Below are 18,412 nucleotides of genomic sequence, written 5' to 3' on the forward strand. Positions count from 1 at the left end.
GCGCCGATACGATCCGCGTTGTGAACCGCGAAGTGACCCTGCCTCTGATCGTCGACGACCGCGGTACCTTGCAGGTCGCCGCGGCCGATGTGAGCAAACTGCTCCGCACGGTGGGCGGTCGGTGGCTGCACCTCGTCGAGACGGGCGAGGGACGCCTCGACGAGGACACGGTGGCCGCGCTCACCATCGAGCTCGCGAAGCTGGCCGACCGCATCGACGTGGCGTGCATCGCGCACAGCAGCGGGACCCCCTGATCCATCCGGTAGGGCCTGAGCCCGTACAACCCGTACGGCCCAAGGGATTCCGCCCTTCAGGGCCCGCTTGGCGCCTCGGCGGCCGTCCCCGGTTCGGAGTAATCCGGCGCGAGATCGTCGCCCCGTCGGGTGAACCTGGGTGGACCACCCAACGAACGGCGGGCGCGAGCCTGCCGGACGGCGAGAGCAGGGACGGCTGATGGCTACTTTGTGCAGACCCTCGGTGTCCGTACCGGAGCACGTGATCACGATGGAGGAGACGCTCGAACTCGCGCGTGCCCACCACGCGGACCACCCACAGCTGGCGCTGGCTCTGCGGCTGATCGAGAACACGGGCGTCCGCACCCGGCACATCGTGCAGCCCATCGAGGAGACCCTGAAGCACCCCGGCTTCGAGGACCGCAACAAGATGTACGAGGCCGAGGCCAAGGCCCGCGTCCCCGCGGTGATCCAGCGGGCCCTCGACGACGCCGAGCTCATGACCTCCGACATCGATGTCATCATCTACGTCTCGTGCACGGGCTTCATGATGCCGTCGCTGACGGCGTGGCTGATCAACGAGATGGACTTCCCGAGCAACACCCGCCAACTCCCCATAGCCCAGCTGGGCTGTGCGGCCGGCGGCGCGGCCATCAACCGGGCCCACGACTTCTGCACGGCCTACCCGGAGGCCAACGCGCTCATCGTCGCCTGCGAGTTCTGCTCGCTGTGCTACCAGCCCACCGACCTCGGCGTCGGATCGCTGCTCTCCAACGGTCTGTTCGGGGACGGCATCGCCGCGGCCGTGGTGCGCGGCGAGGGCGGCACCGGCGTACGCCTGGAGCGCAACGGGTCGTACCTGATCCCCAAGACCGAGGACTGGATCGCATACGACGTCCGGGCCACCGGTTTCCACTTCCTGCTGGACAAGCGGGTACCCACCACCATGGAGCCGCTCGCCCCGGCGCTCCAGGACCTCGCCGGCATGCACGGCTGGGACGCGACCGACCTGGACTTCTACATCATCCACGCCGGTGGTCCCCGAATACTCGACGACCTCAGCAAGTTCCTGAAGGTCGAGCCGCACGCGTTCCGGTTCAGCCGGGCCACGCTCACCGAGTACGGCAACATCGCCAGCGCCGTCGTCCTGGACGCACTGCGCCGGCTGTTCGACGAGGGCGGGGCCGACGCCGAGGCGCGCGGTCTGCTCGCCGGGTTCGGCCCCGGCATCACCGCCGAGATGACCGTGGGCCGTTGGCAGCGGTCGGACCAGGGGATCTCATGATCGACGAGACACTCCCCGAGCCACTGGCCGGCGCCGACACGGAGGCCGGGACCCTGCCGCCCGTGCGGCAGTGGCCGGCGGCGGATCTGACCGGCACCGACTTCGACCCGGTGCTGACCGAGCTGATGCGCGAGGGCCCGGTCACCCGCATCCAACTGCCCAACGGCGAGGGCTGGGCCTGGCTGGTCACCCGGTACGACGATGTCCGGGCGGTGGCCAACGACCCGCGGTTCAGCCGGGAGGCGGTCATGGAGCAGCCGGTCACCCGGCTCGCCCCGCACTTCATCCCGGCCAAGGGCGCGGTCGGTTTCCTCGACCCGCCCGACCACACCCGGCTGCGCCGCTCGGTCGCCCCGGCGTTCACCGCGAAGGGCGTGGAGCGCGTCCGCGACAAGGCGCGCGGCATGCTCGACGCCCTGGTGGACGACCTGCTGCGGGCCGGCCCGCCGGCCGATCTGACCGCGGCCGTCCTCAGCCCGTTCCCGATCGCGGTGATCTGCGAGCTGATGGGCGTCCCGGCCGCCGACCGGCACAGCATGCACAACTGGACGCAGCTCATCCTGTCCTCCGCGCACGGCAGGGAGACCAGCGAGAAGGCCAAGGACGAGATGGGCGCCTACTTCACCGAGCTCATCGGGGCGCGGGAGGGCAGCGAGGCCGAGGACGTCACCTCGCTGCTCGGCGCCGCCGTGGGCCGCCGCGAGGTGACGCTCCAGGAGGCGGTGGGGCTGGCCGTCCTCCTCCAGATCGGCGGTGAGGCGGTCACCAACAACAGCGGGCAGATGATCCATGTGCTGCTGACCCGGCCCGATCTCGTCCAACGGCTGCGCGCCGAGCCGGAGATCAGGCCGAGGGCCATCGACGAGCTGCTGCGCTGGATCCCGCACCGCAACGCGGTCGGCCTGTCCCGGATCGCCCTGGAGGACGTGGAGATCCGGGGCGTACGGATCCGGGCGGGCGACCCGGTCTATGTGTCCTACCTGTCGGCCAACCGCGACCCGGAGGTCTTCCCCGACCCGGAGACGATCGACCTCGACCGCAGCCCCAACGCGCACGTGGCGTTCGGGTTCGGCCCGCACTACTGCCCCGGCGGCATGCTGGCCAGGCTTGAGTCGGAGCTCCTGGTGGAAGCCCTGCTGGACCGGGTGCCGGGCCTGCGACTGGCGGTGCCGGCCAACGAAGTCCCCTTCAGAAAGGGCGCGTTGATCCGTGGGCCCGAGGCCCTGCCCGTGACGTGGTGAGGAGCGGTGAGCGACGATGACGACGACCGAGGGGCTGCTCGTACCGCCCGGCCACGGCCGGGTGGTGCAGACGCCCGCCCAGCGTGTGACGTTCAAGGTGACGGGCACGCACTCACGGACGGCATCCACCTTCGAGGTGGAGGTCCCGCCCGGCTTCGACGTCGGCGCCCATGTGCACACGCGCAGCGAGGAGTTGTTCTACGTGCTCGAAGGCGAGCTGGACGTGCTCGCCTTCGAGCCCCGGATCCGTACCCCCGACAACTGGCAGCGGTGGGAGTCGAGTTCGGGGTCGCGCGTGGTGCGCGCGACCCCGGGCACGGTCATCGTCGTACCCCCCGGCTGCCCGCACGCCTTCGCCAACCCGACGGACGAGGCGGCCAGGATGTTCTTCCAGGCCTCTCCCCCGCCCGACCACGAGCGCTACTTCGAGGAACTCCTGGAGATCCTGGGCAACGGGGGCCCGCCGGACCACGAGGCGATCGAGGCGCTGCGCAAGCGGTACGACATCGAGCAGTTGACGCCGCTGCGGCACCGGTGAGTGCCTAGCGGATCGGCATGCCCGCCAGCGTACGGGCGATGACCAGCCGCTGGATCTCGCTCGTGCCCTCGAAGATGGTGTAGATCGCGCTGTCGCGATGCATCCGCTCCACGGGGTACTCGCGCGTGTAGCCGTTCCCGCCCAGGATCTGGATCGCCTGGGCGGTCACCTTCTTCGCGGTCTCGCTGGCGAAGAGCTTGGACATCGAGCCCTCGGCCGCGGTGAACGGCTTGCCGTTGACGGCCATCCACGAGGCGCGCCACACCAGCAGTCGGGCCGCGTCGATGGAGGTGCGCATGTCGGCGAGCTGGAAGGCGACGCCCTGGTTGTCGATGATCGGGCGGCCGAACTGCTCGCGGCCCCTGGCGTAGTCGAGGGCGACCTCGTAGGCGGCGCGGGCGGTGCCGACGGCCATGGCGCCCACGGCCGGCCGCGAGGCCTCGAACGTGGCCATCGCCGCGTTCTTCACTCGCTCACCGCCGCCCGCCTTCGCCCGCTCCCGGGCCCGGGCGAGGCGCTCGTCGAGCTTCTCCTTGCCGCCGAGCAGGCAGGAGCCGGGCACGCGCACGTCGTCGAGGACGACCTCGGCGGTGTGCGAGGCGCGGATGCCGTGCTTCTTGAACTTCTGGCCCTGGCTGAGGCCCGGGGTGTTCGGCGGGACGATGAAGGAGGCGTGGCCCTTGGAGCCCAGCTCCGGGTCGACCGCGGCGACGACGACATGGACGCCCGCGATACCGCCGTTGGTCGCCCAGGTCTTGGTGCCGTTGAGCACCCACTCGTCCTTGGCCTCGTCGTACACGGCCCGGGTGCGCATGGAGGCCACGTCGGAGCCGGCGTCGGGCTCGGAGGAGCAGAACGCGGCGACCTTGACGTCGGTGGCGTCGCCGTACATCTGCGGGATCCAGGTGCCGATCTGCTCCTCGGTGCCGTTGGCGAGGACGCCCACGGCGGCGAGGCCGGTGCCGACGATGGACAGGGCGATGCCCGCGTCACCCCAGAACAGTTCCTCCATGGCCATCGGTATGCCGAGGCCGGTGGGGTCGAAGTACTGCTGGGCGTAGAAGTCGAGGGAGTAGATGCCGACCTTGGCGGCCTCCTGGATGACCGGCCAGGGAGTCTCCTCGCGCTCGTCCCATTCGGCGGCCGCGGGGCGGATGACGTCGGCGGCGAAGCCGTGCAGCCAGTCCCGGACCTCCTTCTGCTCGTCGTTGAGCTCCATGGTGAACTCGGCCATGTCCCCTCCAGCGTGACGCATGCATGTTACTAGCGGTAACGAGAGTCTGTTACTCGCCAGTAGGAAAAGTCAATTCCCGATTCCCGTCGGCATCCCGTTCGATGTCACGGCCCCACTCAGTGTTAGTTTGCGCAGGCGTCACCGAAACAGCACGGGTGGGGAGAACTCATGGACACCACGCAGCGGACCGATCAGCAGCGGTCCGCCGACCGCCGCCGCCGCGAGCTGCTGGAGGCCGCCGACCGGGTCGTGCTGCGCGACGGCCCCCAGGCGTCGATGAACGCCATCGCCGCGGAGGCGGGCATCACCAAGCCGATCCTCTACCGCCACTTCGGCGACAAGGGCGGCCTGTACGCGGCCCTGGCCAAGCGGCACACCGACGCCCTGCTCGACTCGCTGCGCGCGGCGCTGGACGCCCCGGCGGACCGCCGCGAGCGCGTCGAGTCGACCCTGGACACCTACCTCGCGGCGATAGAGGCACGGCCGCAGGTGTACCGGTTCCTGATGCATCCGGCGGAGGGCTCCCCGGGCGACCAGGGCTTCGACGTCGGGCGGCACAGCGCACCGCTGCTGCGCAGAATGGGCGAGGAGCTGGCCCAGGTCATCGAGGAGCGCGTGGACCTCGGCCCGGGCAGCCAGCAACTGGCCCGGGTGTGGGGCCACGGCATCGTCGGCATGATGCACGCGGCCGGCGACTGGTGGCTGGGCGAACGCCCCTGCAGCCGCGCGGAGTTGGTACGCGGCCTGGCCGACCTCCTGTGGGGCCGCCTCGCGGCCGCCGGCGACAGAATGGGCGGCCCGGCCTTCTGACCCACCGGGCACCCCCAAACCAGCCGAACCCCGCCGTCGCACCGACGGCGGACAGCGGCGGCAGCCCGGACGAGGCCGCAGGCGCCGCGCGCCCGACCGCACGCAGCCACAGGTCCGACGCCACCGCGTCCGGCCGGACAGGAACAAGCAACACCCGGGGCCAGGCCGCACAGGCTCACGCGGCGGACCCGCCCGCGCGGGGACCCGAGCCGGGCGAACCCGGCCGTCCTTCGGCGGCAGTCGCGGCGGCACGGGCCACGCCGCACAAGCGGCACCCGCCCGACAGCACGCACCCGCGGCTCCGGCACCACCGCGCGCGGCCCGGCCGGGAACGAGCACGCACCCCTGGCCGATCCACTGGGCGGCGGACCCGAGCCAGGCGAACCCGGGCGTCGTACCGGCGGCGGGCAGTAGCGGCGGCCCGGGCCAGGCCGCACAGGCTCACGCGGCGGACCCGCCCGCGCGGGGACCCGAGCCGGGCGAACCCGGCCGTCCTGCGGTGGCAGTGGCGGCAGCGTGCCACGCCGCACAAGCGGCACCCGCCCGATAGCACGCACCCGTAGGCCCGACACCGCCACATGCGGCCCGCACAGGAACGAGCACACACCCCGGGCCAATCCGCCGGGCGACGGGCCCGAGCCGGCGCGCCCCGCCGTCGTACCGGCGGCCGGCCGTGGCGACGCGACCCCGGGCGAGGCCGCTCAACCCGCACCCGCCCGAACCGCACGCACCCGTAGGCCCGACACCGCCGCATGCGGCCCGCACAGGAACGAGCACACACCGCGGGCCGATCCACCGGGGGCGGCAGACCCGTGACATCGCCCCCGACCGCAGTCGGGCGTCCCGGGCGGCGCGAATCTGTTGCCGGCGCGCTGCTCAGCGTCCCCAGGGTGCCCGTGTGGCCTGCCGCAGTAGTCGGCGGCGGCGCCATCCCGTGAGGCGGTCCGGGTAGACCTGGCCCGACAGGTGGTCGCACTCGTGCTGGAGGCAGCGGGCGAAGAACCCGGTGCCGTGCACGGTCACCGGCTCGCCGGTCATCGTGACGCCCTCGACGACCGCGTGGTCGTAACGCTCCGTGCCCGCCTCCAGGCCAGGCAGGGAGAGGCAGCCCTCGGGGCCGCGGAGTACGACGCCGTCGGTCTCCACCAGCCGCGGGTTCACCACATGGCCGAGGTGGCGGACGTCCTCGTCGTCCGGGCAGTCGTAAACGAACACCCGCAGGGGCACGCCGATCTGGTTCGCGGCCAGGCCGACCCCTTGTGCGGCGTACATCGTCGCGTACAAGTCCTCCACGAGTTCCGCCAGTTGCGGGCCGAACTCGGTGACCTCGGCGCAGGGTGCGTGCAGCACCGGGTCGCCGAGCAGGGTAAGGGGCCGGACGCGCCCGCGGGCGCCCGGGATCGAGCCTTGTCGCATGGCGGCAAGGGTACGGTCCTTGCACCCGCGCGAAGTGCGCGCGGGTACCGGGAAGGTGCCGGGAAGGTGCCGCGGATTCGGGCACGTGAGTGGATCTCGATAGGCTGAGGCCCACGCCACGTTGCCGGGCGGCTCAGGCGCGGCGCGTACGCAAGGAGGATCGAGGACTGATGGCAGGCAACTCGGACCCGCTCTCGCCGCGGGCCAAGCTGGCCGTGACGGCGGGCAAAGCGGTCGCGGCGGCATCACGCGCCGCGGGACGCGGCAGCGGATCGGTGATCGGTGGCCGGGTCGCGCTGAAACTCGACCCCGACCTGCTCGCACGACTGGCGACGCACCTGGACGTGATCCTGGTCTCGGCCACCAACGGCAAGACCACGACCACGCGGCTCATCGCCGAGGCGCTGCGCGCCGCCGGCCCCGTCGTGTCGAACGCGCTCGGTGCCAACATGCCGGCCGGCATCACCTCCGCGCTCGCGGGCGGCTCGGATGCCCGGTACGCCGTGATCGAGGTCGACGAGAAGTACCTCGCGGGCGTGGCCAGGGACACCGACCCGAAGTGCATCGCGCTGCTCAACCTCTCCCGGGACCAGCTCGATCGCGCCGCCGAGACCCGGATGCTCGCCGAGAACTGGCGCGAGGGCCTGTCCGGCTCCAAGTCCGTGATCATCGCCAACTGCGACGACCCGCTGGTGGTCTGGGCCGCGTCCTCCTCCCCCAACGTGATCTGGGTCGCAGCCGGCCAGATGTGGAAGGAAGACGCCTGGTCCTGCCCGTCCTGCGGCGGTGTGATGCAGCGCCCCGGTGACGACTGGTTCTGCGCCGAGTGCGGCTTCCGCCGTCCGACCCCGACCTGGGCCCTGTCCGGGGACCACGTCATCGACCCGCACGGCTCCGCGTGGCCGATCCAGCTCCAGCTGCCGGGCCGCGCCAACAAGGCCAACGCCGCCAGCTCCGCCGCGGTCGCCGCCGTCTTCGGCGTGCCCCCGCAGGTCGCCCTGGAGCGCATGTACCAGGTGCAGGCCGTCGCCGGACGCTACGACGTCGTCCAGTTCCAGGGCCGCGACCTCAGGCTGCTGCTGGCGAAGAACCCGGCCGGCTGGCTCGAGACGTTCTCCCTGATCGACCCGCCGCCGACCCCGGTGGTCCTGTCCGTGAACGCGCGCGGCGCCGACGGCACCGACACCTCCTGGCTGTGGGACGTCGACTACACGCGCCTGACCGGCCACCCGATCTTCGTCATCGGCGACCGGAAGCTGGACCTCGCCGTGCGTCTGGAGGTCGCGAACCAGCACTTCCAGGTCTGCGACACCCTCGACCAGGCCGTACAGCAGGCCCCGCCCGGACGCATCGAGGTCATCGCGAACTACACCGCGTTCCAGGACCTGCGCCGCCGCGTCGGCAACTGACCGCATCTGACAACGGAGCGACGATCCCTTCATGAGCGACAACCAACTGCGGCTGGTGTGGATCTACCCGGACCTGCTGAGCACCTACGGCGACCAGGGCAACGCCCTCGTCGTCGAGCGCCGGGCCCGGCAGCGCGGCCTGGACGTGGCGCGTCTTGACGTGCGCAGCGACCAGCCGATCCCGACGTCCGGTGACATCTACCTGATCGGCGGCGGCGAGGACCGGCCGCAGCGGCTCGCGGCCGAGCGGCTGCGCCGCGACAGCGGTCTGTACAAGGCCGTGGAGAACGGCGCGATCGTCTTCTCGGTGTGCGCCGGCTACCAGATCCTCGGCCACGAGTTCATCAACGACCTCGGCCAGCGCGAGCCGGGCCTCGGCCTGCTCGACGTGGTCTCGGTGCGCAACGAGGGCGCGCGCTGCGTCGGCGACGTCCTCGGGGACATCAACCCGCAGCTGGGCCTGCCCCCGCTGACCGGCTTCGAGAACCACCAGGGCATCACTCAGGTCGGCCCGGGCGCCAAGCCCTTCGCCCAGGTCCGCATGGGCCGCGGCAACGGCACCGGGGACGGCACGGAGGGCGCGTACAACGAGACCGTCTTCGGTACGTACATGCACGGCCCGGTGCTCGCGCGGAACCCGCAGATCGCCGACCTGCTGCTGAAGCTGGCGCTCGACGTGAACGCGCTGCCGCCGACCGACGACCGCTGGTACGAGGCGCTGCGCGCCGAGCGCATCGCGGCCGCCGAGCAGCCCGCCTGACCGGACGGCACCCTCCCTTACGGCAGGTCCGCCTGACGGACTGCCCGCTCACCTGTGCGGGCGCGTCCAGCAGGCGGACGCCTGCTGCTGGGGCACCCCCGGTCGCCGGTAGGGTGGGGCGGGATCGAGCCGGACAGCGCGGTCCGGTCCCCGGCCCACGTCGAGAAGGTAATTCGGGCTATGCGCATTGGTGTCCTCACGTCCGGCGGTGACTGCCCCGGCCTGAACGCCGTCATCCGGTCCGTCGTCCACCGTGCCGTCGCGGACCACGGCGACGAGGTCATCGGGTTCCGGGACGGCTGGAAGGGCCTCCTGGAGGGTGACCACCTCAAGCTCGACCTCGACGCGGTGGGCGGCATCCTCGCCCGCGGCGGCACCATCCTCGGCTCCTCCCGGGTCCGCCCGGAACATCTGCGGGACGGCGTGGAGCGGGCGCGGGGCCATCTCCAGGACCTCGGCCTGGACGCGGTCATCCCGATCGGCGGCGAGGGCACGCTGAAGGCGGCCCGGCTGCTGTCGGACAACGGACTTCCCATCGTGGGCGTGCCGAAGACCATCGACAACGACATCGCCGTCACGGACGTGACGTTCGGCTTCGACACGGCGGTGGGTGTCGCCACCGAGGCGCTGGACCGGCTGAAGACCACCGCCGAGTCCCACCAGCGCGTGCTGATCGTGGAGGTCATGGGCCGCCACACCGGCTGGATCGCGCTGCACTCCGGCATGGCGGCCGGCGCCCACGCCGTCGTCGTACCGGAACGCCCCTTCGACATCGAGGAGTTGACCCGCAAGGTCGGCCAGCGCTTCGAGGCGGGCAAGCGGTTCGCGATCGTCGTGGCCGCCGAGGGGGCCAAGCCGCGCCCCGGGTCCATGGACTTCGACGAGGGCGGCACGGACGTCTACGGCCACGAGCGCTTCGCCGGGATCGCCCGGCAGCTGTCCGTGGAGCTGGAGCGGCGCCTGGGCAAGGAGGCCCGACCGGTCATCCTCGGGCACGTGCAGCGCGGCGGGACGCCGACGGCGTACGACAGGGTGCTGGCGACGCGGTTCGGCTGGCACGCGGTGGAGGCCGTGCACCGCGGGGAGTTCGGCAGCATGACCGCGCTGCGCGGCACCGACATCGTGATGGTGTCGCTGGCCGAGGCGGTCGAGACGCTGAAGACGGTTCCCCTGGAGCGCTACGACGAGGCGGAGTGCGTGCTGTAGGGCGCCTCGGCGCGCTGCATCGGGCAAGTCCGCCCCCGGTCACGGTCGTGACCGGGGGCGGTTCTACTCTGGTGCGGACACAAGCGCACATTCCCACAGACGCGCATACCCCCACGAATCAGGAGCCGGCGGATGGATCACAGCGGGCACGGCATGACGATGGATCTGCCGCCGTTCACGCTGGGCCGCGGTCTCGAGTGGTCGGCGGACCCGTTCTTCCTCGTCGCCTGCCTGGCCGGGCTCGGACTGTACGCCTGGGGGGTCGTCCGGCTTCGGCGGCGCGGTGACGCGTGGCCGGTCTCGCGGACGGTGTCGTACGTCCTCGGTGTGCTGACCATCGGCCTGATGATGTGCAGCAGGCTGAACGACTACGGCATGGTCATGTTCAGCGTGCACATGGTGCAGCACATGGTGATCAGCATGCTGTCGCCGATCCTGATCCTGCTCGGCGCCCCGGTCACCCTGGCGCTGCGCGCCCTGCCGGTGGCGGGCCGTGGCCGCAAGGGCCCCCGCGAGCTGCTGCTGGCCCTGCTGCACAGCCGCTACATGCGGGTCATCACCCACCCGGTGTTCACGATCCCGCTGTTCATCGCGAGTCTGTACGTGCTCTACTTCTCCCCGATCTTCGACTTCCTCATGGGGTCGAAGGTCGGGCACGTCGCGATGATGGTGCACTTCCTGGCCGTGGGTGTGGTGTTCTTCTGGCCGATCATCGGCGTCGACCCCGGTCCGCGCCGGCCGGGCCATCTGATGCGGATGCTGGAGCTGTTCGCGGGCATGCCGTTCCACGCGTTCTTCGGCATCGCGCTGATGATGGCCTCGACCCCGCTGGTCGAGACGTTCCGCAACCCGCCCGCCTCGCTCGGCATCGACGCGCTCACCGACCAGAACGCGGCGGGTGGCATCGCCTGGGCGTTCAGCGAGATCCCGTCCGTGCTGGTGCTGGTCGCCCTGCTGTTCCAGTGGTACGGCTCCGAGCAGCGGCAGGCCCGGCGCCAGGACCGCGCGGCCGACCGGGACGGCGACAAGGAGCTCGAGGCCTACAACGCCTACCTGGCGTCGCTGAACGCACGCCGGAGCTGAGGACGGTTTTCCGTCCTCCGGCGGCGGAACCGGGGCACCATGGAAGGGGTCGAGCCCTGAGGAGGGTGCCGCGATGCCCGGTTCCACGAACGGTTCGATGAACGGTTCCACGAAGGCGATGGGGGCGCTCACAGTCGGCGCGCTCGTCGTGGTGACGGCCTACACGGTGGCGCTCGGCGGCAACGGCTGGCTGTGGTTCGGCTGGGTCGTCCTGGGGCTGATCACGCTCACCATGGTCGTCACGCGCGACACCTGAGCGCTCACCCGGGCGGTGCGAGACGGCCCGCCGAGTGCACTCCCGGCTGGTACTTCGGCAGCCGGGCGGTGATCTTCATGCCCGCGCCCACCGCGGTCTCGATGACGAGGCCGTGGTCGTCGCCGTACACCTGGCGGAGCCGGTCGTCGACGTTGGACAGGCCGATGCCGCCCGAGGGGCTGATCTCGCCGGCGAGGATGCGGCGCAGCTCCTCGGGGTCCATCCCGGCGCCGTCGTCCTCGATGACGACCAGGGCCTCGGCGCCGGCGTCCCGCGCGGTGATCTGGATGTGGCAGGTGCCGGCCTTGCCCTCCAGGCCGTGCTTGACGGCGTTCTCGACGAGGGGCTGCAGGCACAGGAACGGCAGCGCGACGGGCAGCACCTCGGGGGCGATCTGGAGGGTGACGGCGAGCCGGTCGCCGAAGCGGGCGCGGACGAGGGCCAGGTAGTGGTCGATGGCGTGGAGTTCGTCGGCGAGGGTGGTGAAGTCGCCGTGGCGGCGGAACGAGTAGCGGGTGAAGTCGGCGAACTCCAGCAGCAGTTCGCGGGCGCGCTCGGGGTCGGTGCGCACGAACGAGGCGATGACCGCGAGCGAGTTGAAGATGAAGTGCGGGGATATCTGGGCGCGCAGGGCCTTGATCTCGGCCTCGATGAGCCGGGTGCGGGACTGGTCGAAGTCGGCGAGTTCGAGCTGGACGCTGACCCAGCGGGCCACCTCCCCGGCGGCGCGGGCGAGGACGGCGGACTCACGGGGAGCGCAGGCGACGAGCGCGCCGTGCACCCGGTCGTCGACGGTGAGCGGGGCGACGACGGCCCAGCGGACGGGGCAGTCGGGACTCTCGCAGCTCAGCTTGAACGCCTCTCCGCGGCCCGTCTCCAGCGGTCCGGTCAGCCGCCGCATGATCTCGGTGCGGTGGTGGCCGCCGACGCCGTCCCAGACGAGCACCCGCTGATGGTCGGCGAGGCAGAGCGCGTCGGTGCCGAGCAGTGTGCGCAGTCTGCGGGCCGACTTGCGCGCGGTCTCCTCGGTGAGGCCCGCGCGCAGCGGGGGTGTGGCGAGGGAGGCGGTGTGCAGGGTCTGGAAGGTGGCGTGCTCGACCGGCGTGCCGAGTCCGCCGAGGCTCTCCGGGCGTGCCGTGCGCCGCCCGAGCCAGAACCCGGCGGCGAGCAGCGGGAGCATGCCGACGCAGAGCCCCGCGAGGAACCCGCTCACGCCTTCGCCTCCGCCCGCAGCTCCTCGGGGAGGTGGAAACGGGCCAGGATCGCGGCCGTCCCGGGCGGCACCCGGTTCGCGGTGGCCAGGGAGACCAGCACCATCGTGAGGAAGCCCAGGGGCACCGACCACAGCGCGGGCCAGGCGAGCAGGGCGTGCAGCGGGCCGGTGCCGGGGAAGTCCGCCATGGTCGCGGAGACGGCGGCGAACGCGGAGCCGCCGCCGGCCAGCATGCCGGCGGCCGCGCCGGGCGGGGTCAGCCGCCGCCACCAGATGCCGAGGACGAGCAGCGGGCAGAACGAGGACGCCGAGACGGCGAAGGCGAGCCCCACCGCGTCGGCGACCGGCAGGCCGCCGACGAGCACGCTCGCCGCCAGCGGTACGGCCATGGCGAGCACGGTCCCGAGTCTGAAGTGCCGTACGCCGCGCGCCGGGAGGACGTCCTGGGTGAGGACGCCCGCCACGGCCATGGTGAGTCCCGAGGCCGTGGAGAGGAACGCGGCGAAGGCCCCGCCCGCGATGAGCGCGCCGAGCAGGTCGCCGCCGAGGCCGCCGATCATGCGGCCGGGCAGCAGCAGGACGGCGGCGTCGGTGCCGCCGGTGAGGGCGAGTTCGGGGGCGTAGAGGCGGCCGAGGGCGCCGTACACGGGTGGCAGCAGGTAGAAGGCGCCGATCAGGGCGAGGACGGCGACGGTGGTGCGGCGGGCGGCGACGCCGTGCGGGCTGGTGTAGAAGCGGACGACGACGTGCGGCAGGCCCATGGTGCCGAGGAAGGTGGCGAGGATCAGGCCGTACGTGGCGTACAGCGGGCGTTCCTCGCGGCCCGCGGCGAGCGAGGTGGACATGCCGTCGGTGACGGCCCGGTCGGCGGTGGGGACGGGGGTGCCGGGAGCGAAGGTGAGCCGGGTGCCGTGCTCGATGTGGTGGGGTCCTGCGGGCAGGGTGACGCGGTCGGCGTGGTGGGTGCGGCCGTCGACCGTGCCGGTCACGGTGACGGTCAGCGGCCTCTCGAGCCTCAGGTCGAGGGTGTCCTCGACGCGGATGCTGGGGTGAGAGCGGAAGGCGGCCGGTTCCTCGAAGGCGTGGCGGGGGGCGCCGTCGCCCTGCCAGGCGAGGGTGAGGAAGAGGGCGGGGACGAGGAGGGCGGTGAGCTTGAGCCAGTACTGGAACGCCTGGACGAAGGTGATGCTGCGCATGCCGCCCGCGGCGACGGTGGCGACCACCACGGCGGCGACGATGACCCCGCCGAGCGGCTCGGGCGCTCCGGTGAGCACGGTCAAGGTGAGCCCGGCGCCTTGGAGTTGGGGCAGCAGGTAGAGCCAGCCGATGCCGACGACGAAGGCCCCGGCGAGCCGTCGCACCGGCTGGGAGGCGAGCCGGGCCTCGGCGAAGTCGGGGAGGGTGTAGGCGCCGGAGCGGCGCAGCGGGGCGGCGACGAACAGGAGCAGGACCAGGTATCCGGCGGTGTAGCCGACCGGGTACCAGAGCATGTCGGGGCCCTGGACGAGGACGAGTCCCGCGATGCCGAGGAAGGAGGCGGCGGAGAGGTACTCGCCGCTGATGGCGGCCGCGTTCAGGCGGGGGCCGACGGTGCGGGAGGCGACGTAGAAGTCGGAGGTGGTGCGGGACACGCGCAGGCCGAAGGCGCCTACGAGGACGGTGGCGACGACGACGAGGGCGACGGCGGGCACCGAATAGCTCACTGCGTAACCGGAGTTCATCGGTCCTCGACGAGGTGGACGAAGTCGCGTTCGTTGCGCTCGGCGCGGCGCACGTACCAGCGGGCGAGCAGGGTGAGCGGGGCGTACAGGCAGAAGCCGAGCACGAGCCATTCGAGGCGGCGGGCGGCGGGCGCGGAGGCGAAGACCAGCGGGAGGGGGCCCACGAGGAGGACGAGGACTGCGAACCCGCCGAGGGCAGAGCGCAGTTGGCTGCGCATGAGGGAGCGGACGTAGGTGTGGCCGAGGGTGGTCTGTTCGTCGATCTCGGTGCGCGGCCGGTAGTAGCCGGAGGTCCTGCGCGTGCGGCGGGGCGGGCCGGTGACGACGACCCGGCGCTCTGTGGGCTCCACCTGGGGCTACCCCTGTCCCGCGGTGCGGCGCATCAGCAGGTCCCGCAGCTCGCGGGTGTGGCGCCGGCTGACCTGGAGTTCCTCGGCTCCGACCAGGACGCTCACGGTGCCCGCGTCCAGGCGGAGTTCGCCGACGTGGCGCAGGGCGACGAGGTGGCGGCGGTGGATGCGGACGAAGCCGCGGCCGCGCCAGCGGTCCTCCAGGGTGGACAGCGGGATGCGCACGAGGTGGCTGCCGCGGTCGGTGTGCAGCCGGGCGTAGTCGCCGTGCGCCTCGACGTGGGTGATGTCGTCGACGGCCACGAACCGTGTCACGCCGCCGAGTTCGACGGGTATGTGGTCGGGGTCAGGTTCGTGCACAGGTATCCGCGGGGCGGCGCCGCCCAGTTCGGTGACGCGGCGCACGGCCTCGGCGAGGCGTTCCTTGCGGACGGGCTTGAGGACGTAGTCGACGGCGTCGAGGTCGAAGGCGCGGACGGCGAAGTCCTCGTGGGCGGTGACGAACACGACGCGCGGCGGCCGGGCGAACCCCCCGAGCAGCCGGGCCAGTTCGAGGCCGTCGAGGCCGGGCATCTGGACGTCGAGGAAGACGACGTCGATGGCGTCGGGGCCGTCGGGCCCGGACTCCAGCGCGCGGGTGATACGGCGCAGCGCCTCGGTGGCGTCACCGGCGCCCTCGACGCTGCTCACACGGGGGTCGGCGCTCAGCAGGTACAGGAGCTCCTCCAGCGAGGGTCGTTCGTCGTCGACGGCGAGGGCGCGCAGCATGAAGGTGGAGTGTAGGAGGAATCCGTACGGCTGGACATGTGCCGGGCGTGGACGTCCGCGCTGGATACGGTGCCCTACAGTGCCCGCATGAACAGCAGGGCGGCCCAGTTCGACGAGCTCGACCGGAAGATCATCACGGCGTTGATGGCGAACGCCAGGACCAGCTTCGCCGAGATCGGCGCGGCGATCGGTCTGTCGGCCACGGCGGTGAAGCGGCGCGCCGACCGGTTGCGGGAGACGGGTGTGATCACCGGGTTCACGGCCACGGTGCGGCCGTCGGCGCTGGGCTGGCGCACCGAGGCGTACGTCGAGGTGTACTGCGACGGCGCGGCACCGCCCCGGCGGCTGGCGGAGGTGGTGAGCAACCATCCGGAGATCGCGGCGGCGATGACGGTGACGGGCGGCGCGGACGCACTGCTGCACGTGCGGGCGCGGGACGTCGAGCACTTCGAGGAGGTGCTGGAGCGGATCCGTGCGGTGCCGTTCATCCGGAAGACGATCAGTGTGATGGTGCTGTCCCATCTGCTGCCGGAGAGTCCGGAGGCGGGCGCCACCCAGCCGGCGCCGGAGTGACGGCGATTATGCGCAGCGCCATTGCGTTCTGTCCGATGTGAACGCAGCGATGCTGCGCCGACACGCAGCTTTTGTTTCTTGTCGCGCGTCTCGGTCAGTTCCTACCTTGGTGTCAACCCTGAGCCACATCGCAGGAAAGCGGAGGAAAACCTCTGTGCCTGACAGCCCTGTGCCGCGCCTTCGGCGCTACCTCGTCTGCGAACCCAGACACTTCGCCGTGCAGTACGCGATCAATCCCTGGATGCATCCCGACACCCGCGTGGACGTGGATCTGGCCCAGGAGCAGTGGCGGTCTCTGATCGACGCCTACCGCTCCCACGGCCACGCGGTCGACGCCGTAGAGCCGGTCCCCGGTCTCCCGGACATGGTCTTCGCCGCGAACTCGGCGGTGGTCGTCGAGGGCCGGGTGTTCGGCTCCCTCTTCCACGCGCCCGAGCGCCGGCCCGAGTCGACCCACTACGACCTGTGGTTCAAGAAGGCGGGCTACGAGGTCCACCATCCCCGGTCGATCTCGGAGGGCGAGGGCGACTTCGTCCCCGTCGGCCGGCACGTCCTGGCGGGCACCGGGTTCCGCACGACCCGCGAGGCGCATCGCGAGGCACAGGAGTTCTTCGGTGTGCCGGTGATCAGCCTGACGCTGGTGGACCCGTACTTCTACCACCTCGACACGGCGCTGTTCGTCCTGGAGGAGGACGGCGAGGGCGGCGGCAACGTCTGCTACTACCCGGAGGCGTTCTCGCCGGGCAGCCGCGCCGTGCTCGAACGGCTGTACCCGGACGCGGTGCTCGCCACCCGTCAGGACGCGATGTCCTGGGGCCTGAACTCCGTGTCCGACGGACGCCACGTCTTCATCGCCCCGCAGGCCGAGGCCCTCGCCGCGCGCTTCGACGCTCACGGTTATGTCCCCGTCCCCGTCGACCTGTCCGAGTTCCACAAGGCCGGCGGCGGCATCAAGTGCTGCACCCAGGAGATCCGTTCATGACCGCACCCGCCCGTACCCGTACGTCGGCCGAGCTGATCCGCGCGGAGGAACCCGTCCTCGCGCACAACTACCACCCGCTGCCGGTTGTCGTCGCCCGCGCCGAGGGCGCCTGGGTGGAGGACGTCGAGGGCCGCCGGTACGTCGACATGCTGGCCGGCTACTCGGCCCTCAACTTCGGCCACCGCCACCCCGCGCTGATCGAGGCGGCCCACCGCCAGCTCGACCAGCTGACGCTCACCTCCCGCGCCTTCCACAACGACCGGCTCGCCGAGTTCGCCGAGCGGCTGGCCGCGTTGACGGGCATGGACATGGTGCTGCCGATGAACACCGGCGCGGAGGCGGTGGAGAGCGGCATCAAGGTGGCCCGCAAGTGGGCGTACGACGTGAAGGGCGTCCCCGACGGCCAGGCCACGATCGTGGTCGCGGCGGACAACTTCCACGGCCGTACGACGACCATCGTCAGCTTCTCCACGGACGAGACGGCCCGCGCGGGCTTCGGCCCCTTCACCCCCGGCTTCAGGATCGTGCCGTACAACGACCTGGCCGCGCTGGAGGAGGCCGTCGACGAGACGACCGCGGCGGTGCTGATCGAGCCCATCCAGGGCGAGGCGGGCGTGCTCATCCCGGACGACGGCTATCTGGCCGGGGTGCGTGAGCTGACCCGGCGCAAGGGCTGTCTGTTCATGGCGGACGAGATTCAGTCGGGCCTCGGCCGCACCGGCCACACGCTCGCCGTCGAGCACGAGTCCGTCGTCCCGGACGTGCTGCTCCTCGGCAAGGCGCTCGGCGGCGGCATCGTGCCGGTGTCGGCGGTGGCGGCCCGGCGGGAGGTGCTGAGCGTGCTGCACCCGGGCGAGCACGGCTCGACGTTCGGCGGCAACCCGCTGGCCGCGGCGGTCGGTACGGCGGTGGTCGGGCTCCTGGAGACGGGCGAGTTCCAGCGCCGGGCGGCCGAGCTGGGCGTGGTCCTGCGTGACGAGCTGTCGGCGCTGGTCGGCAAGGGCGTCCTCGGCTTCCGCTCGCGCGGTCTGTGGGCCGGCGTCGACGTGGACCCGGCCATCGGCACCGGCCGCGAGATCAGCGAGCGCCTGATGCGCGAGGGCATCCTGGTCAAGGACACCCACGGCTCCACGATCCGCATCGCCCCGCCACTGACGATCACGGCCGAGGAACTCACGTCCGCGGTCGGGACGTTGGAGAAGGTGTTGGCTCAGGGCAGCTGAAGCGGAGGACAGGAAGCGCAGGACAGGTCGTGGACGGCGGCACGCGGCACTCGATCGGGGAAGAGGCCCGGCGCATCTCCCCCGGCGGGGATACCGTGCCGCCGTACGGCC

The 18,412-nt window shown here is 71.8% G+C and carries 19 protein-coding genes; 13 read left to right on the forward strand and 6 right to left on the reverse strand.

Annotated features, from left to right (window positions below; all coding sequences use genetic code 11):
• The first annotated feature begins 20 nt into the window (after positions 1-20).
• The 4 genes from QFZ74_RS03800 to QFZ74_RS03815 all read left to right on the forward strand — a co-directional run bounded on the left by QFZ74_RS03800 (position 21) and on the right by QFZ74_RS03815 (position 3,297).
• Complete coding sequence (locus QFZ74_RS03800; RefSeq protein WP_307619349.1) at positions 21-254, forward strand: DUF6213 family protein; 234 nt, start codon at positions 21-23, stop codon at positions 252-254.
• A gap of 199 nt (positions 255-453) precedes the next feature.
• Positions 454-1,518: a type III polyketide synthase gene (locus QFZ74_RS03805; RefSeq protein WP_307619350.1), complete on the forward strand. Its 1,065-nt coding sequence runs from the start codon at positions 454-456 to the stop codon at positions 1,516-1,518.
• Positions 1,515-2,759 (forward strand): cytochrome P450, encoded by a 1,245-nt coding sequence (locus QFZ74_RS03810; protein WP_307619351.1) that lies wholly within the window; start codon positions 1,515-1,517, stop codon positions 2,757-2,759. The genes QFZ74_RS03805 and QFZ74_RS03810 overlap by 4 nt, the downstream gene beginning before the upstream one ends.
• 16 nt (positions 2,760-2,775) lie before the next feature.
• Positions 2,776-3,297: a cupin domain-containing protein gene (locus tag QFZ74_RS03815; protein ID WP_307619352.1), complete on the forward strand. Its 522-nt coding sequence runs from the start codon at positions 2,776-2,778 to the stop codon at positions 3,295-3,297.
• Between the two features lie 4 nt (positions 3,298-3,301).
• Here QFZ74_RS03815 and QFZ74_RS03820 read toward each other — a convergent pair whose 3' ends face one another.
• Positions 3,302-4,531 (reverse strand): acyl-CoA dehydrogenase family protein, encoded by a 1,230-nt coding sequence (locus QFZ74_RS03820; RefSeq protein WP_307619353.1) that lies wholly within the window; start codon positions 4,529-4,531, stop codon positions 3,302-3,304.
• Between the two features lie 168 nt (positions 4,532-4,699).
• On the opposite strand from QFZ74_RS03820, the gene QFZ74_RS03825 reads away from it, so the two are divergent.
• A complete protein-coding gene (locus QFZ74_RS03825) occupies positions 4,700-5,341 on the forward strand; it encodes a TetR family transcriptional regulator (protein WP_307619354.1) in 642 nt (213 codons plus the stop codon).
• An 876-nt stretch (positions 5,342-6,217) separates the two neighbouring features.
• On the opposite strand, the gene def is transcribed toward QFZ74_RS03825, so the two are convergent.
• On the reverse strand, positions 6,218-6,757 hold the full coding sequence (gene def, locus QFZ74_RS03830) for a peptide deformylase (protein ID WP_307619355.1): 540 nt from the start codon (positions 6,755-6,757) through the stop codon (positions 6,218-6,220).
• A gap of 170 nt (positions 6,758-6,927) precedes the next feature.
• Here def and QFZ74_RS03835 point away from each other — a divergent pair, with 170 nt between their 5' ends.
• From QFZ74_RS03835 to QFZ74_RS03855, 5 genes are all read left to right on the forward strand, one after another.
• Positions 6,928-8,166, forward strand: a complete 1,239-nt coding sequence (locus tag QFZ74_RS03835; protein WP_307619356.1) for a MurT ligase domain-containing protein — start codon at positions 6,928-6,930, stop codon at positions 8,164-8,166.
• A gap of 31 nt (positions 8,167-8,197) precedes the next feature.
• Complete coding sequence (locus tag QFZ74_RS03840) at positions 8,198-8,926, forward strand: type 1 glutamine amidotransferase (protein ID WP_307619357.1); 729 nt, start codon at positions 8,198-8,200, stop codon at positions 8,924-8,926.
• 180 nt (positions 8,927-9,106) lie between these two features.
• Positions 9,107-10,132 carry a 6-phosphofructokinase gene (locus tag QFZ74_RS03845; RefSeq protein ID WP_307619358.1) on the forward strand — a complete coding sequence of 342 codons (1,026 nt, stop codon included), beginning with the start codon at positions 9,107-9,109 and terminating at the stop codon, positions 10,130-10,132.
• A gap of 132 nt (positions 10,133-10,264) precedes the next feature.
• Complete coding sequence (locus tag QFZ74_RS03850) at positions 10,265-11,215, forward strand: cytochrome c oxidase assembly protein (protein WP_307619359.1); 951 nt, start codon at positions 10,265-10,267, stop codon at positions 11,213-11,215.
• A 73-nt stretch (positions 11,216-11,288) separates the two neighbouring features.
• Entirely contained in the window at positions 11,289-11,471 is a 183-nt protein-coding gene (locus QFZ74_RS03855; RefSeq protein WP_307619360.1) for a hypothetical protein, read from the forward strand.
• A 4-nt stretch (positions 11,472-11,475) separates the two neighbouring features.
• Here QFZ74_RS03855 and QFZ74_RS03860 read toward each other — a convergent pair whose 3' ends face one another.
• Genes QFZ74_RS03860 through QFZ74_RS03875 form a run of 4 tightly spaced genes read right to left on the reverse strand, consistent with a single transcriptional unit; the run spans position 11,476 to position 15,523 of the window.
• On the reverse strand, positions 11,476-12,684 hold the full coding sequence (locus QFZ74_RS03860) for a sensor histidine kinase (protein WP_307619361.1): 1,209 nt from the start codon (positions 12,682-12,684) through the stop codon (positions 11,476-11,478).
• Positions 12,681-14,405, reverse strand: a complete 1,725-nt coding sequence (locus QFZ74_RS03865; protein WP_307619362.1) for a cation acetate symporter — start codon at positions 14,403-14,405, stop codon at positions 12,681-12,683. The genes QFZ74_RS03860 and QFZ74_RS03865 overlap by 4 nt, the downstream gene beginning before the upstream one ends.
• The gene (locus QFZ74_RS03870; protein WP_307619363.1) at positions 14,402-14,755 is read right to left on the reverse strand and encodes a hypothetical protein; all 354 of its coding nucleotides are present in this window, start codon (positions 14,753-14,755) and stop codon (positions 14,402-14,404) included. Before QFZ74_RS03870 ends, QFZ74_RS03865 begins: the two co-directional genes overlap by 4 nt.
• A gap of 6 nt (positions 14,756-14,761) precedes the next feature.
• The gene (locus QFZ74_RS03875) at positions 14,762-15,523 is read right to left on the reverse strand and encodes a LytTR family DNA-binding domain-containing protein (RefSeq protein WP_307619364.1); all 762 of its coding nucleotides are present in this window, start codon (positions 15,521-15,523) and stop codon (positions 14,762-14,764) included.
• Between the two features lie 87 nt (positions 15,524-15,610).
• Between QFZ74_RS03875 and QFZ74_RS03880 the strand changes: the two genes are divergently transcribed.
• The 3 genes from QFZ74_RS03880 to rocD all read left to right on the forward strand — a co-directional run bounded on the left by QFZ74_RS03880 (position 15,611) and on the right by rocD (position 18,301).
• Positions 15,611-16,096 carry an Lrp/AsnC family transcriptional regulator gene (locus tag QFZ74_RS03880; protein WP_307619365.1) on the forward strand — a complete coding sequence of 162 codons (486 nt, stop codon included), beginning with the start codon at positions 15,611-15,613 and terminating at the stop codon, positions 16,094-16,096.
• 154 nt (positions 16,097-16,250) lie between these two features.
• Complete coding sequence (gene ddaH, locus QFZ74_RS03885; protein ID WP_307619366.1) at positions 16,251-17,078, forward strand: dimethylargininase; 828 nt, start codon at positions 16,251-16,253, stop codon at positions 17,076-17,078.
• Positions 17,075-18,301 (forward strand): ornithine--oxo-acid transaminase, encoded by a 1,227-nt coding sequence (gene rocD, locus QFZ74_RS03890; protein WP_307619367.1) that lies wholly within the window; start codon positions 17,075-17,077, stop codon positions 18,299-18,301. The genes ddaH and rocD overlap by 4 nt, the downstream gene beginning before the upstream one ends.
• The last annotated feature ends 111 nt before the right edge of the window (positions 18,302-18,412 follow it).

Source organism: Streptomyces sp. V3I7 (assembly GCF_030817495.1).
Lineage (GTDB): Bacteria > Actinomycetota > Actinomycetes > Streptomycetales > Streptomycetaceae > Streptomyces.

Bases quoted from the DNA above. Each gene is read 5' to 3' on its own strand.
- QFZ74_RS03880 (WP_307619365.1), top strand. From the start codon at position 15,611: ATGAACAGCAGGGCGGCCCAGTTCGACGAGCTCGACCGGAAGATCATC.
- QFZ74_RS03820 (WP_307619353.1), bottom strand. From the start codon at position 4,531: ATGGCCGAGTTCACCATGGAGCTCAACGACGAGCAGAAGGAGGTCCGG.
- QFZ74_RS03805 (WP_307619350.1), top strand. From the start codon at position 454: ATGGCTACTTTGTGCAGACCCTCGGTGTCCGTACCGGAGCACGTGATC.
- QFZ74_RS03825 (WP_307619354.1), top strand. From the start codon at position 4,700: ATGGACACCACGCAGCGGACCGATCAGCAGCGGTCCGCCGACCGCCGC.
- QFZ74_RS03875 (WP_307619364.1), bottom strand. From the start codon at position 15,523: ATGCTGCGCGCCCTCGCCGTCGACGACGAACGACCCTCGCTGGAGGAG.
- QFZ74_RS03815 (WP_307619352.1), top strand. From the start codon at position 2,776: ATGACGACGACCGAGGGGCTGCTCGTACCGCCCGGCCACGGCCGGGTG.
- QFZ74_RS03845 (WP_307619358.1), top strand. From the start codon at position 9,107: ATGCGCATTGGTGTCCTCACGTCCGGCGGTGACTGCCCCGGCCTGAAC.
- QFZ74_RS03835 (WP_307619356.1), top strand. From the start codon at position 6,928: ATGGCAGGCAACTCGGACCCGCTCTCGCCGCGGGCCAAGCTGGCCGTG.
- QFZ74_RS03855 (WP_307619360.1), top strand. From the start codon at position 11,289: ATGCCCGGTTCCACGAACGGTTCGATGAACGGTTCCACGAAGGCGATG.
- QFZ74_RS03840 (WP_307619357.1), top strand. From the start codon at position 8,198: ATGAGCGACAACCAACTGCGGCTGGTGTGGATCTACCCGGACCTGCTG.
- QFZ74_RS03810 (WP_307619351.1), top strand. From the start codon at position 1,515: ATGATCGACGAGACACTCCCCGAGCCACTGGCCGGCGCCGACACGGAG.
- def (WP_307619355.1), bottom strand. From the start codon at position 6,757: ATGCGACAAGGCTCGATCCCGGGCGCCCGCGGGCGCGTCCGGCCCCTT.
- rocD (WP_307619367.1), top strand. From the start codon at position 17,075: ATGACCGCACCCGCCCGTACCCGTACGTCGGCCGAGCTGATCCGCGCG.
- QFZ74_RS03850 (WP_307619359.1), top strand. From the start codon at position 10,265: ATGGATCACAGCGGGCACGGCATGACGATGGATCTGCCGCCGTTCACG.
- QFZ74_RS03865 (WP_307619362.1), bottom strand. From the start codon at position 14,405: ATGAACTCCGGTTACGCAGTGAGCTATTCGGTGCCCGCCGTCGCCCTC.